Origin of the sequence: Flavobacterium nitrogenifigens, from assembly GCF_003254565.1 — a bacterium.
GTDB lineage: Bacteria > Bacteroidota > Bacteroidia > Flavobacteriales > Flavobacteriaceae > Flavobacterium > Flavobacterium nitrogenifigens.
In genome coordinates this window covers 165732-181398 of record NZ_QJRI01000179.1, presented here as the reverse complement: position 1 = coordinate 181398, position 15667 = coordinate 165732, and the positions used below count along the sequence as shown (strand labels likewise).

Here is a 15667-nt window from a genome sequence, read left to right as displayed (position 1 = left end):
CATAAAACTTTGCGAACTTAATCTTTAGATTTAACTCAAAATAATCTTAGCGAACTTTGCGTAAACCTTAGCACCCTCTGTGGTAAAAAAAACTTCACACAATAAAGAAAGACAAACTGTAAGTAAAACAAAAAAAATTCGCAGAACTTTACAAACACAAAGCTTTGCGAACTTAATCTTTAGATTTATCTCAAATTACCCTTAAAAACTTTGAGCCTTTGCCTCTCTGCAGCTTTGAACCTTTGAAAAAATCTATTTCATAGTCAAAGTTTCACTTTTAAACCTTTTCATTAAAGTATTTGCTTTTTCATCTTCATTTATTGCTTTTAAGGACTGTGCGTATCTGTAATAGTAAATAACATCCAAATCTTTAGCTTGATCAAATAACTGTGTGTAATAGCCTGCTGCTGCAGTTAGATTACCTTCAAAATAAAATCGGTCGGCTACTTTTTTAAGCATCTCGATAGATTTATATCCTTTATCGATCACTTTTTCGTAAGTATCCACCATATTTACAGTTACATATTTTGAAGTTGAGGGTGCAGGAGTTACAACTTCTACCTTAACAGGCGCAAGCGAAGCACTCGAACTTGCTACAAGCGTTTTTGCTTCGATTGCATTTGGAGCAACTTTTGGTTTTCTTTTTACGTAATTTGGAATTACTGTTCTAGTATTGTTAGGTCCAAGATCGTAAGTATCGACCAAGTCCAATTTTGAAACTTGGTAGGTAATAATTCTACCTCCAAAAAGTTTATTTATTCTTTCTTCTACATAATATGATTGTATTACCATATCATTTGTAGGGAGACTATCCGTCAATAATGTCGTTTTTCCTGGTGCTGGAGAAGCAGAGACACTGTTTGTGCTCTGAGCAAAACAGCCGAGAGAAAATACGAACGCAAGTGTACATAAAATTGCTTCATACTTTTTCATGATTTTTTTTAAATAAAATTAATGCTCCTATTAAAAAACTCAGACTAAAGATACTGATTTTCTTTTAGTTAGGTTTTATTCTAGCCATGAATTACTTAGAAAGCCGATAAAGTACTTCTTTTTACCTATTTTGAAAGTACCATTAATTAAATTCTGCAAATTTATCCAGAATACATTCCTATTTATTTAAACACATGTATTTATATTGACACTTAACATTCCATAGAAATGTCTAGCCGGTAAAAAAATAATATCGCTTTACATAGTGTCCTTTGGGCCCCCTTGTTTTTCCAAAATAAACCTGTTTAACCAATCAAACGTTCCTACGGAACGTATAATTGCAATTAAAATTTATTTCTACCGACGAGACATTCCTATGGAATGAATTTTCTTTTAATCAAAAAAAAACGCCGTAATCTTTGGATTACGGCGTTTTCTATTTTGTCGAACTCTCAGAGTAATTAAACCCCTAATTTCTTAGCAATATCAGCAGGAATTCCTCCTTTGTTTACTAGTAATGCAGTTGTTTTATATTTTACGAAGTTCTTAGTTACAAACAAGAAACCTTTGTAGTCGTTTGTTTCTCCCCAAGAATTTTTTACGATATAATATTCTTTTCCAGTTTGATCTTTTGCAAGACCTATAATGTGCATTCCGTGATCGTCTGTTGTTGCGTAGTTATCAAACGCTTCCTGACGCATTTCTGGAGTAATTTCTGGTTCTGCTTTTGGTCCGTTAAACATGTCTGCTTTTTCTTCAGCCGTCATATCGTCGAATTTTTTAGACGCTACATAAGCCACACCGTTTTTCCAGCTAAAGCTTTTCTCGCTAACATCTGTTGCCCAAGCTACAGTGTATCCTTTTTTAAGCGCATTGTCGATAACGTCTGTCATATCGTTCAATTTTACGTTGTAAACTTGATCCAATGACCAGTTGTCTGGCACCATCATAGTTGTTTTTTGGTAGTATGGAGCATTTGTAAAAGATGACATTTCTACATACTCGTCTGGGTTAATTCCTACTACTTCTTTAGCAAAAGATTGTGGCGTATAGCTTTTTCCTTTATATGTAAAGTTATCTGGCACTTTTCCTAAATAAGAATCAATAACAGCAGAATACGCTTTTTGCCAGTTTGGAGTCAATTCTCCGTTCGGGTTTTTCACCACTGCTGCCAAAACACCTTCAATAAGAGCGCTCATTTCAGCAAATTTGTTTTTGTCTGTTCCGTAGTTTAAACCTGTGTAAACTTCTCTTGGCACAGTTCCGTATTTTTTGTACATATTAATTACATCGTGAAGAGCACCTCCGTCACCAAGCGTAATTGCTCCGTGCATACGAACATAGTTAATCCCTTTTTCTACATATACGTTTCTTGCAGAATAAATTTGAGATAACTCAACAGGCTGTTTTCCTAAACGAATCATTTCTGACTCTAAGAATGAATTTGTTGAGTAGCTCCAGCAAGTTCCAGATGATCCTTGAGATTTTACCGATGTAGTTCCTAGGTTGATTACTTCTGTAAATTTGAAGTTCTCTTTACTTTTGTCGCTAGCATTTAGTTTAAGTGAATTTACTAAAATGTCTTGCGCAAAACAGCCTGCAGTTCCAGCTAAGAATATTGAAGCAGCAAACACTGATTTGAATGAAAATGTATTCATAAGTTATGTTTAAGATTTAATAAAATTAGTCTCAAATGTTTCCAATTTGTTACAAAACAATTAAATATTATACAATTTGTGTAATGTTTAGTTGTTAATATTTTCTTAACGGCTAGAATTATTAAGGCATTTAATACAAAAAAGCCTCAATACTATATTATTAAGGCTTTTTTAGTTTATTATTTATAAATTAACTTCTTACAAGTTTTTGCTTTTTTAGCTATCTCAGCCAGTTGCTCCCAAAAACGATATAGTATGCCCATTCTTCATTTCCTTTAGCCACATCTACTCCCATTCGGAGTTTAAATTTTCTGGCAATGAGGTATCTAAAACCTGTTCCATAGCTGTAAACAATGGGTTTTGCAAAGGCTTGATCCCAATCGTTAAAGGCGCTTGCGAGACCGCCATATCCCATAAGACTCCATCTTCGGTACAAATCCCATCTAAATTCGAGTTCAGATACAATACTGGTATTCCCCATATATCTGGCTGCGGGAATTCCTCGCAAATTAATTCCTGGTTTTAAATAAAAAGGCGGACTCCCCAACGCCTGCTCTCCTTCAATCCTTAGTCCGCCAATTAGAGTTTTCGCCAACGGATAATATCCAATTGCCGATAAATTAATACGCCATGCCTGATAATCGCTCCCCAATGCTTTATCTGACCAGAAAAAATCGCTTTGGATTCTTATTCCTTTATCTGGCGTAAATATGTTATCACGTCCGTCAAACTGGAGCGCAAGTCCTAGTTGACTTATCGTGCTTTTAATATCTTTTGGATCTACAAATGGTGGCGGAAGATTAAAATCGGGCAGGTTTATTTTTGAATTTAAAAATAAATACTGTGGCCCCGCACTCCATTTTGCATTATTAAATTGTTTGAGCCATTGTGTATAAAAAATGGTTGATTTAAAATTGAGTTTAAATTCCTGATCGGACTGATTGGGCAGATTATTAGCATAAAATGATAAATTCATGTCTCCATAAGCTGCAAAAGCACGATACAATATCTTAGGTTTTACCAATGTTGCCGAACGAAAAGCTCCTGCCATCCAGCTTTTATTGGCTGTATACATTCCTATTCCTCCCGTAATGTCTGGATTTATAAATCTTTTTTTACCATTTTCATCAATAACGGGTGCTCGTTTTTTTAAGAAGATTGGTGCAACCGCACCTCCAAATCCCCCTACAGCTGGTTCTGTTATAATGGTGGGCACAACTATGAATCCGTTGGCATAGATAAGAAAATCACTTAAATCGAAAGCTCCGTCTAAAGAATCTTTTAAAACTGTATGATGTTTTTGTGCATTTAGAACATTAAACGATACTAATATCCAAAGGAGGAACAGGACTTTTTTCCGTATTATTTTTTTGTTTACCATAGATAATTATCGTTTTAGATTTAAATTTTCACTTTGTTTAAAAAAAAATCAGCAATTATTTTTTCTTAAAACTGAACACGTGCGCCAACGTAATAAAGAAAGTATTTCCTTGAAATCTATTTACCGCGTTTACTTCGCCAATCCATCTAAAACCTGCCGAAGTCATACAGCCAAGATGCAGGTAATTAACCTCAGCTCCTAGTCCGCCAACTCTGTCTTTATCTGGTTCGATTATGAATGCATTCCCTACCGGAATTTTATCGTCTGACACTTTGTATTGCAGGTAATAAATCAGACCCGCATTGAATATGCCTTTTGGTGCAGTTTTTTCGGCATTCATACAATAAAAGGTTTTTCCTAAACCACCTTCAATGCTCAAAATGTCTCCTGTTTTAATATCGGTGTCTTTCTTTTTTCCGTTGATTTCATAAGCGGCCAAAGCAGAAAAATGGAAGGTTTTTTTATCATTAAAGTACAAAGTTGTCCCTGCCGAAAACTCATTCATGAACATTCCTAAACCGCTATTATTGCTTCCGCCAACTTCATATTTTCCTGTTGGCAGATACATTTGATAACTGAAAACAAAATCTGCTCTTTTGTTATGCCAGCCTAATTGAACAGGCTGTATGTACATATCTGTAAAAGCAAAATCACTTTTAGAATCGACGTAACTTCCTTGAATTGTATTGGAAGCGCCTGCCAATAAAATGGAAGCTCCATAATTGGCACCTAAAATTTTAAAATCGCTTACATAATTGGCACCAACTCCTGTAATAAACATGGTAAGGTTGGGATCTCCAACTTTATCTCCGTCGGCATCTCTTAATGAAGATGCGGCATAAATGTAACCTGGAATATAAACACTCAGCGTCTTTTCTGGAGCTTGAGTTCCCGATTGAAGCCCCATTGCGCCAAGAATATGTCCTCCTTTTAATTGTGCATTACAATAAAAAGAAATCAACAACATCATTATTGCAAAAACTGACTGTACTTTTTTCTTCGAATAATCAATTTCTAATTTCATGGCAGATATTTTAAATTAGACTATGCAATAACCATTAATAATTTTACTTGAAGTAATAGGATCCTGTACGATCCGGATTTATTCTGATTGTTTTAAAATATTCTGAAGGAGATTTTCCAGTGTGTTTAATAAATGCCCTGAAACAGGTTGTTCGCGATTTAAAACCAGATCCCCAAGCCATGCCTTCTAGAGATAAATCTTTCCACTCTGGATCGTTTATTTTGTCTTTGAAATATTCAATTCTTTTGAGATTAACATAATCTTGAAAATGAAGTCCAAATTCAGAATTAATCAAATTGGACAGATGGTGTACAGATATTCCTGTTTCGTCAGACAAATCTCTGATTACAAAATCTTTCTTTAAAAACAGATTTTTAGAGTTTAGCTCATAATCTAATTTTAAAAGGTATTCTTCTCTTTTTTCGAGAGTTATTTCGTTTGCAATTGGAAGCGTATTTTTTGTTTCTTTTGTTTTTACTACTAATGTATTATCGACGACAAAATCGAATGTCTCTTCCTCGTCATGAAAAATTTGGGGTCTGAAATAAAGCCAGCCAACTGTAAAAAACAATACAGAGGAAATAAGCACATAACAGGAAAGATCTGTTGCATCTACTTTTTGCAATAAAAAATGATGAACAAAAAGTGCCGAAAACAAAAACAAAATCATGAGATTGTACACTCTAATCCAGTTTATTACTTTACTATGGTGAAATTGGTTCCCTTTAAATTTTTTCAGATCATAGTTTAAAATCAACATGGTTTGAAAAAAGACATAGAAAAGCCAAATCGTCAAGGTTAAAACTGAAAATGGATTTTTGATTAAGGCGGCAATATAATGGACCGCTTTTATATTGGTATAGCTTCCAATATAAACAACCAATGTCAAAAAGAAATAAATAGCAAAAGGCACAAAATGAAGCCAATCGTATTTTCTTAAACTTTTGTTTACTGATAAGATGTTTCTAACGTACAAAAAAGAGCACGGTGCGGTCAAAAATATAAATGCTTTGGTAATAGTAAATAGATCTGGGAAATTTTTAAATAAATTGGCCGAAAGATAAAAATTGTAGATACTTACTACCGCCAGACTCAGCAGAAACATTCCCAAAAAGAAACTTTTCGAGTAATTTTTTTTTGAAAATAAAACCATAATAGCAGTGGCAAGCCCTGCAATAGTGGCAATAAAAAAGAATAGGGAAAGTAAAATATCGATCATTTTTTTAAGCTTAATTTAATAACGTTAATTCTCTTAAAATCTTAAAAATAGAATACGATGGGGGCGTATGCATGAGGAATAAAGATTGTACTTGCCAAGGTGTGACAAGTACAAAATCTTCATTTTGAATTATTTTTTAACTGCTGCTCCAGGAGGAAAACCAGTTAATATTTTTTTGATTGCATCATTGATGAATTGTTCAGGGTTATCTGGTCTGCTATCAATTTCAGCATTTCCGATTCCCTGCCAAACCAGTTTGTCTGTTTTTGTAGATACGATATCTATTACCAATGAGCCATCAACATAATCATAAGTATTAAATGTTGTATTGGCACCACCCATCATAGCACCACCTCCCCAATATCCGTATGGACGATACATTCCTCCATAGCCATAAAAGTCTGTATTGGCACTAACAGATGTTTTGTTTTTTAGAATAGAAACAGCATTTACTTTTAAATCTGGATTGCTAGATTCTGTAAATCCTTTTGCCAGCATCTCGTTTCGAATTGCTTTTGCAACACGATCAACATTTAACTGATTTACCTGGCCTTGCTGCGCTTTTAAGTCATAAACCGCAAAAGTTTTGTATTCGCTGAAGTTCGCAGCATGATCATAATCAGTAGTAACTTTTACAGTTGGAGAGCAGCTGTAAAATAAACCCAAAAATAAAACTGGGATTATACGAAGACTTGTTCTTTTAATATTCATGTTGTGGTATTTATTAAATTAATAATTAAATCAGTTTAACTCGAATGTATTAAAATCGTAAAAATCTTGAACGATGGGGCTAAATAGGTGTCAATAATCGCTAATATGGTGCAAACCATTACTAAACAATTACATAGATCACTCTCAAAGATAAATTATTTTATTTAATTAACAGTATTAAATAAATAAAATCTTACTTTGTTGTTTTATCATCTATTTTGTTCAAAAATTTAAGATTTTTTAAAGTTTTTTTTACTTTGTACGACTACGAACCTACTTTATTTTACAATTTTCAATTAAGAATTAGATTTCTGTAGATATAGGCAGCTTCCCTTTTTTTATTGCGTCTAGCATTTTATTGTAATCCAATTCGTTCTGATTGGCATATAAAACCGAAAATTCTGAAACAGCATCAGCAAATTCGTCTGTATCTCCAATATAGCCCGAAATTACAGAAGGATCTCCTGAACGGGCATGTGCTCTTGCAAGTGCCCATCCGCAAGCTTTGGCATATTCTGCCATATTCTTAGGTTTCATTACTTCAAGAACTGGTTTTACTTTGGCATCTCTTAGCTGACGGATATAGAAGTACTTGTTTTTACTATCATCTGTCCAGCCCAGAAACATGTCTGATGCCGATTGCATTAGTTTTTGTCCCATTACAATTCGTTCCCCTTGGTGGCTATATTTCCCTTTAATTTTTACATTCCCTTCCAAAACACTTTTTCGGGCTTCTTTAAACTGTAAAAAAATGGGTTCTCCAGTTGCCGACATTAGCAGACTGATGCCGCACAATGTTCCAACACTTCCTACGCCAACTACTTTTATAACAATATCATGAAGCATATATCGGCTTAACAAAATCTGTTTTTCTTCTGAAAGCGATTCTAAATATCTATTATGGATAATTTCGCCCTCTTTAGCCACTTGTTTTTCAAGTTCTCCGTTTGGGTGAAATATCAATGGCGGATCGTCTTTAATACGGGCTCTGGCACCATCAAAATAGGTCATCTTTGCAAACTCTTTTTCGTGAGCGGTGTACTCTGATGCCTTTTTAATTCTTTTCTGGTCAAATTCTTTAAATTCTTTGTCGCCGCCCAATTCGATCAGCTCTGCCAAATCAATGTCGGCATACCAGATTTGAAGCGCCGATAGTTTACTATAATCCAGCATATGCCTTTTGTAGCTATCTGCGACCTTCCAAGCAAATTCTTTGCAATTTTTACTGGAAAATTTTCTCCATCTTCCTGCAATAACAAAACTTGCCGCCAATCGTTTTACATCCCATTCCCAAGGGCCAGGAAAAGTTTCATCAAAATCATTAATATCAAAAACCAACTTACGTTCTGGAGTTGCAAATCCGCCAAAATTCATCAAATGGCAATCACCACAAAGCTGCAGATTTATTCCAGACACAGGAGTGTGAGCCAAATCGGCAGCCATGACAGCAGCCGCCCCTCTGTAAAACGCAAAAGGAGACTCCATCATTCTTCTGTACCGAATGGGCAGCAGACTTTCAACCCTTCCTTCACTAGTCTGAATTAAAATATCTACTGGATCTTTGCGGTTTTTAAAAGAGTTCCATTCCTGATGTTTCTCCAAAGGTATTTTCTTTCTAATCGAAGCTCCTTTTTCATAACGCTCTGCCTTTGATGCGATCGGATTAAATGTGGTTTCGGCTATATGTTTTGAATCTTCGGTCATAACTTATGGTTTTACTTCACTTCTGTTAAATCACCCATTTTCCAAGTTTTATCAAAAAACCCTTTTTCTGGGCCATAAAAACGAGCCAATAATTCAAATTTCCCTTTTGGATCCGTTGGAACCCAGTTTGATTCTTTTCCTGCAGGTGCTTTTGCTCCAAAATAAATATCGACAGAACCATCGCTATTTTTTTGAATTCCAGGAGTGGTTGAAGCGCGGCTGAAATACTTCATGCCTTTTATTAAAGCATGCGTTTCACGATCGTAAGCTGTCACAGACCAATATAATTTTACAGGAACATTTGCTGGAAGATGCAATTGATACAATTTTGAACCATCAAATTCCTGACCTTTATCGTCTTTAATTGTCATTAAATAAAACTGCCCTGTGCCTAAATGTTTAGCACTGAAATAAGCTATTGAGTAGCTTATTGCTCGTTCGCTTACAGGATAAATGTTTGGAGCTGTATAATTGGACATTATTGCTTTTACAACATCTTGAGAAGCGGGTAATGCCCAGTTTGTACCGTCATAAAAAGGGGGAGTAAAAATTGCCTCATATTTACTGTCAATCCATTTTCCGGCATCTTTTACGACTATTTCCAGAATCTCTTTTGTTCGGGCATCTGCCTGAAAAGTTTTTCCTTTTTCAATTCCAATTGATTTTAAAAAATCAACCATAACTAAATCTCGAGTCAGCCACGGTTCACGCTGTACAAACTGATTTAAGAGTTCGAAAAAATGAAAATTATATGGAATTGTATTGCTAAAATCGACTTCAAGCAAATCGGTAAATTTTGTAGCTGGTGGATTTGATGCCTGAGAATATGGATAAATTTTAATACGTTTTCCATAATCAATTGCCCTTTTTAGATCGGCTGGACTTCCGTTGGTAAGATTAGATCTAAGAATTGCAAAACCTGTATAGGTTGATGAAGGCATTGGAATATATCCTGCTGGTATTTTATCTTTATAATCTGGTGGCAAAATCAAATATTTTCCACCCTTTCCTTTATCGACACCCGCCGGACCAATATCTTCAATTGCGGTTTGCCAGCCATCATCAAGACTTCCCGTTAAAGAAGACGCGCCTTCAGCAGCTGGAATTTCTAACACAACAGGTCCTTTTCTAGTGTCATATAGAGGATTTATATAAACAACATCAGGATTTGGTGTTAATGTTTGATTTTTTGAATTTATTAATCCTGACCAATAAATGATCTCATTAAAATTACCTTTTGCAGCAGTTAAACTTTCATTAAGCAGTTCAAAATTGACTGCTGGCATTCCCCAAACAACAGCTTCAATTGCTCGATTATAAATTATTTGCTCATTTAAATTAGCTGGTTTAAAAACACTTGAAACTGTTTCTGTAGAAACTGCTTCTGTTTTTTCTGTCGAAGTTTTATTGCAAGAAATAAATAACGCAATAATAAAAAGTGAAATTATTTTAGTCTTCATTTTATCTCGTATTAAAAAAATTAAAATGATCTTTTCTAAATTCTCATGAAAAATTATTGCGGGAATATAAATGCCACCACCGCTCTTAATCCCCAGTCTGGTTTTATCGATTGATGTCCAACAACCGGAATTAAAGGCATAACGGCAAATTGCATGGTTTGTCCTCCTAATTTTGTAATTGCACCAACATTTGGACTAACGGTTATAAGTGTAGTATTTCCTTGCCAGTTTTGAGTAATTTCTGAAGTGATTCCTAAACTTGCTCCGCTTTTATAACTGTGTGTTAGAAATAATTGTGTGTAAAACTGGTTAAAATCGGCTCTATCTGCATTTCCTGCGACAGACCAAATTTGATTGGCTAAGAAACCAATAGAAAGTCCTTTTCCTTGATGCATGACCAAAACACTTGGTCCAATTCCGAATTTTTCTGTTCCTAAAAATTTTTCTGTCGCAGTTGGCACTAAAAAGGCTGGACCAACTCCTAAGATAAGTCCTTTAGTTTTAGGAGCAAAAAATGCCGTCACTGTTGCATCACTCAAACCAAATTCATGTGTGTTTTCTCCCGTAACATCTTGTTGATCTACAACTGGAAGAATATAACGAGTAATTAAATTTAAATTCTCACTCAACTTAAAAGGAACAACTGGCTGTATATTGATCTGATATTTTATTCCATTATAAGGGCCAATTCCATAAGTAAGATTATTTTGCAACGGGACGCTAATTAAACTTGCCACGGGATTTGCCATTTTATCGGCAAGTTCTTGCGCACTATTTCCCGGTTTTGCAGGTTCTTCCTGAGCAAACGCAGCAAAATTTAAAAGAAAAAAAAGCGTAGCAAATAATAATTTAATTGAAATGGAAGATACTCTCATAATTTTTTCTTTTTTGATTTTTAATTATTTACAAATCAAAACAAACAGCTTTTAAAAGTTTTAAAAGCTGTTTGTTTTTTTAACCTTTGAAATTTTATCAATTATCACCCCCCACCGCTTCTTTTTTCAGTTGTTAAGGCTTTCAGTTTTTCCTGAACATGCTTAAACATTATGAACTCATCAATTTTTGTCGGTCCAGGATATAAGTTACTCTGCACTTTATGTGGCGGATATTTTTCATACGTTTTTACAAACTCAGCAATTACGTCTTGTATGTTAGGCATAAACCACGTTTTTTCGGTAAAGTTATTCATGAATAAATCATAACGTTCTTGCGGATCGGCCCATAAATCAAATATTTGAGGAGCAATAGAAACATAACTTTGAGGACCTTTCCAACCTAAGTTTGTATCTACAGCCAGTCCTCCAGTATACATTCCTCCATCTCCTCTTAGATTAAAGACCGCTTTAAATTTTCCGATTCTCACAGCGCCTGGAGTCAATTCATCTTCAGTAAAATAAAACCACATATCTCTTTTTGATTTTCCTGTACCAAATAAAACAGGTGACATATCATAACTATCAAAAATAGTTGGCTTGCCTTCTCGGTCAACAGTTGGCAATTCTTGGCCAGATAAAGCCGCAAATGTTGCCATAAAATCCAACGTTCCTAAGATGTCGCTATTTTTACTATTTGGTTTAATTTTTCCAGGCCACCATGCCAAAGTTGGAATTCTGCTTCCTCCTTCACGAACAGTTCCTTTTGTTCCTCTAAATGGTGTATATCCGCAATCAGGATAAACATCTTGCCATGTACCATTATCAACTGTATAGATGATTAAAGTATTTTCGGCAATTCCCAAATTTCGAACTTCATCCATAATACGTCCTATTCTTGTATCTAATTCTACAATACAATCGGCGTATTTGTTTTGGCCTGCAGATTTACCTGCAAAATCAGGATGCGGTAGGTTTGGCTGATGATTTTTTGCAAAAGAGATTTCCATGAAGAATGGTTTGTCTTTTTTTGCATTTTCTTTAAGCCATTTTAAAGATTCCTCTTCTGTATATTGATCAATATAAGGAATTGCTTTTCCATCAAGTTTTCTAACCTCTCTATAAGGTTTTCCTGCCTCGCCGTCTAAAGCTCCTTTTGTACCTTTTGCCCATCTTTCTCTAAGATTTTTCGGCATATCCTGATTCCAGTCCGGGTCAGCATAAGTATAAGCATTTAAATGGTAAAGTGTTACATTTTTCATTACATCAAACCCTTGTGCAGTTGGCATAGAATAATCCTCTTCACCCAAATGCCATTTTCCTGCAAAAAAGGTGTTGTAGTTTTTTCTTTTTAATAAAGACGCAAGAGTCCATTCTGCTTTTGGCAGACCACCGCCATCTCCAGGAAATGCAACTGTTGTCATCCCGCTTCGATTAGGAATTCTTCCAGTAATTAATGCTGCTCTTCCTGGCGTACAGCTTGGCTGTCCATAAAAAGACCAAAACTGCATACCTTCATTTGCCATTCGATCAATATTTGGAGTTGCAGCTCCTCTGGCTTCACCACCGCCATAAGGACCTAAATCTCCCCATCCGGTATCATCTGATAATAAAATAATAATGTTTGGGCTTTTTTGCGCATAACCAATACTGGCCATAAAGAAGCAAAAAAGCAAGCCAAAAGTCTTCAGAAGATTGGCTGGTTTGATTAATCTAAAATTTGCTTTCATAAGTTGTTCTGGAATAAATTACACAATCTTTAATTCTAAAATTCTAGGACACGAAATCTAATTATTTGTCGGGGAATATTTTTTTCCAATCGTCTTTCATGCTTATTACATGATATTTGTATTTTGCGGCAGTATTTAAAGAAAGATTATCTTTTTCCTGATAATTGTATTCTCTAATTGAGTCATTGTGATTTACAATTAATTGAAAAGATGGGTATTTACTTCCAGAAGAATATCTCAACATAGCAAGATCTCCAGCTCCGCCTTCATTTCCGCAGGCAAAAACAGGTCTTTGACCAATGTGTAGTTGTATGCCAACAGGTTTTCCTTCCTTATCATTAAAATGATCTAAAGCTGGTTCTCTTAAAACAGCATTTTTAGCATCATCAAATTTATATTTGAAAGAAGTTCCTACCACCTGATCTTTTGGAATCCCGTAAAAATCAGCCGATATCGCTCTTACTAATTCGATCGTTCCACCAGTAACAATGAAAGTTTTGAAACCATTTGCACGCAAATAATTTAAAAGCTCCAATTGAGGTTGGTATCTGATTTGTTTTAGCGGAACATTTTTACCCGGATATTGGGCACCAGCAAAAAACTCTTTTGTTGAAGCTTCAAACTCGTCTTCGGTCATTCCGGTGTGAGTTGCGGCAACTAATTCAATTAATGCTTTATCTCCACCTTTTTCAAAAAAAGCTTTGTCTTTTTCGACTACAGCTTTAAAAGGCTGTTTTTGTGCTAAAGCTGGATTGGCTTCCACCATTTTTTTTACTCTGTAGAAAGCAAATAATTCTTGTACATATGGTTTTTCGGCCCAAAGTGTTCCGTCATTATCAAAAGTCGCAATTCTGTCTTCTACTGGAATAAAATCTGGACTTCCTTCTTTTGTTACTTTTTCAACGTAAGCAATAATGTCCTTTTTTAATGCTCCGTCATTCCAACTAGGCAAAGGATCACCACTTGTTGCAGTAGTTTCTGTTTGTTTATTTTCTGTTGGAGATGTTACAGTATCCGATTTTTTACAGGACAAGAAAAACAGAACCACCAACGATAATATAGATATACTTTTTTTCATGATGCTTTTATGTTAGTAAAAGAGATTCAGGCTGAAAAATCTGAATCTCTTTTATTCTTATTTATTTTTTCTTTTTTGTTTCTTGCTCCTCGTCTTTTAATTTAGGCATCACATTTTTCTCTATATACTGTTTTGCCTTAATATCTTTCATCGCTTCTTCCATAATAGTGTAAGCAGAGAAGCTTGGCGGAATTGATCTTGGAGGATATTCTTTAAATGTTTCTGCAAATACGACTACATCTTGAATTGCTCCATACATCATCTGCACGTGATTCAACTGCCATTCCCAAAATGAATTAGAAGTTATGTCTGCTCTTTCATAAGGATCTTGATATAAATTGAATATTTTTTGCAAACGAAGTTTTGTAAACGGCTCTGCCCACACTCCCATTGTACCTTCTAAACGCTGCTCAGCAAAAACATATTTATAATCTCCTTCTCTTAAACCAACTAAAAGGCCATCATCATCTGTATAAAAGAATTTATCTCTTGCGCTTTTTGGTGTTTTGCCTTCTAAAAATTTACTTTGATCATAACCATCCAAATGTACTTTGTACGTTTTTCCATTTGCAGAGTAACCTTTTAGAAGTTTATTTACGATATCTGGCTCTCCCGCAATTGAAGCAAAAGTTGGAATCCAATCATTATGGCTCATTAATTCTGTAGTTACAGTTCCTGGTTTAATATGTCCTGGCCAACGAACAATACATGGTACACGGAAAGCTCCTTCCCAGTTCGTGTTTTTTTCTGAACGATAAGGTGTCATTGCCGCATCTGGCCATGTATTCATGTGAGGCCCATTATCTGTAGAATACACTACAATAGTATTATCAGCAATTCCTAAATCATCTAAAGCTTTTAAAATGCTGCCTATAGTTTCATCATGCTCAATCATTCCATCAATATATTCACTGTCTCCATGCGTATATCTTCCTCTGTGTTCTTTTCTCACGTGCGTACGCAAGTGCATACGAGTAGCGTTGAACCAGCAGAAAAATGGTTTTCCTGCTGCACTTTGTCTCTTAATAAAATCGATTGCTGCTGCTGATGTTTCGTCATCAACGGTTTCCATTCTTTTTTTAGTAAGTGCTCCAGTATCTTCAATTTTTTGTTTTCCAACTCTACCAAAACGAGGATCAGTTGTCGCGTCATCAACATTTGTTGCGGTACATTTTAAGACTCCTCTTGGCCCAAATTTTTTCAAATACTCTGGATCTTTTGGATAATCTGGCAATTCTGGTTCTTCTTCTGCATTTAAGTGGTACAGATTTCCAAAAAATTCGTCAAAACCATTAACTGTTGGTAAACTTTCATTTCTATCTCCAACGTGGTTTTTACCAAATTGTCCAGTTACATATCCTAAGCTTTTCATGATTCCTCCCACAGAAGGATCCAACTGGCTCATTCCCATAGGAGCTCCAGGAAAGCCTACTTTTGTAAGACCCGTACGAAGACCGTGCTGTCCTGTTAAAAAAGCAGCTCGACCAGCAGTACAGCTTTGCTCTCCATAATAATGAAGAAAACGTAATCCTTCATTAGCTAAACGGTCAATGTTAGGGGTTGTATATCCCATAACTCCATCACTATAAGCACTTATATTAGTCGTCCCAATATCATCACCCCAAAGCACCAATATATTCGGTTTTTTGCTCTGTGCGGTAACAGAAATTCCCGAAAAAAATAACACTGCTAATATCCTAAAAGCATATGCAAGCGTGCATTTAAATTTAATTTGTTTCATGATAAAAAAATTCGTTAGTATTCTTATTGTATGAGTTTTGAAAATCCCCAAAAAAAAAAAGGAAAACGGTAAGCTTTCAAAAAAACACTTCTAAAGCTAGGTTGCATCTTTTTAATATGTTTCAAATTCATTTTTATATTAAAATCTGAAACATGA

Annotated in this window: 12 protein-coding genes; all 12 read right to left on the bottom strand. The window is 35.1% G+C overall.

Going from position 1 to position 15667, the window contains the following annotated elements; all coding sequences use genetic code 11:
* Positions 1-252: 252 nt before the first annotated feature.
* The gene (locus DM397_RS18020; RefSeq protein WP_111378863.1) at positions 253-933 is read right to left on the bottom strand and encodes a hypothetical protein; all 681 of its coding nucleotides are present in this window, start codon (positions 931-933) and stop codon (positions 253-255) included.
* Between the two features lie 461 nt (positions 934-1394).
* Positions 1395-2591: a C1 family peptidase gene (locus DM397_RS18015; protein ID WP_111378862.1), complete on the bottom strand. Its 1197-nt coding sequence runs from the start codon at positions 2589-2591 to the stop codon at positions 1395-1397.
* A 220-nt stretch (positions 2592-2811) separates the two neighbouring features.
* On the bottom strand, positions 2812-3972 hold the full coding sequence (locus DM397_RS18010; RefSeq protein WP_111378861.1) for a BamA/TamA family outer membrane protein: 1161 nt from the start codon (positions 3970-3972) through the stop codon (positions 2812-2814).
* A gap of 55 nt (positions 3973-4027) precedes the next feature.
* A complete protein-coding gene (locus DM397_RS18005; protein WP_111378860.1) occupies positions 4028-4996 on the bottom strand; it encodes a SphA family protein in 969 nt (322 codons plus the stop codon).
* A gap of 43 nt (positions 4997-5039) precedes the next feature.
* On the bottom strand, positions 5040-6215 hold the full coding sequence (locus DM397_RS18000) for a helix-turn-helix domain-containing protein (RefSeq protein WP_111378859.1): 1176 nt from the start codon (positions 6213-6215) through the stop codon (positions 5040-5042).
* A 129-nt stretch (positions 6216-6344) separates the two neighbouring features.
* Positions 6345-6926: a DUF4136 domain-containing protein gene (locus DM397_RS17995; RefSeq protein ID WP_111378858.1), complete on the bottom strand. Its 582-nt coding sequence runs from the start codon at positions 6924-6926 to the stop codon at positions 6345-6347.
* Between the two features lie 303 nt (positions 6927-7229).
* A complete protein-coding gene (locus tag DM397_RS17990; RefSeq protein WP_111378857.1) occupies positions 7230-8630 on the bottom strand; it encodes a DUF2252 domain-containing protein in 1401 nt (466 codons plus the stop codon).
* An 11-nt stretch (positions 8631-8641) separates the two neighbouring features.
* Positions 8642-10090 (bottom strand): DUF1254 domain-containing protein, encoded by a 1449-nt coding sequence (locus DM397_RS17985; protein WP_111378856.1) that lies wholly within the window; start codon positions 10088-10090, stop codon positions 8642-8644.
* 53 nt (positions 10091-10143) lie between these two features.
* Positions 10144-10965, bottom strand: a complete 822-nt coding sequence (locus DM397_RS17980; RefSeq protein ID WP_111378855.1) for a hypothetical protein — start codon at positions 10963-10965, stop codon at positions 10144-10146.
* 104 nt (positions 10966-11069) lie between these two features.
* Entirely contained in the window at positions 11070-12692 is a 1623-nt protein-coding gene (locus DM397_RS17975; protein WP_111378854.1) for an arylsulfatase, read from the bottom strand.
* A gap of 61 nt (positions 12693-12753) precedes the next feature.
* Entirely contained in the window at positions 12754-13770 is a 1017-nt protein-coding gene (locus tag DM397_RS17970) for an HAD family hydrolase (protein ID WP_111378853.1), read from the bottom strand.
* A gap of 61 nt (positions 13771-13831) precedes the next feature.
* On the bottom strand, positions 13832-15511 hold the full coding sequence (locus tag DM397_RS17965) for an arylsulfatase (protein WP_111378852.1): 1680 nt from the start codon (positions 15509-15511) through the stop codon (positions 13832-13834).
* Between the last annotated feature and the right edge of the window lie 156 nt (positions 15512-15667).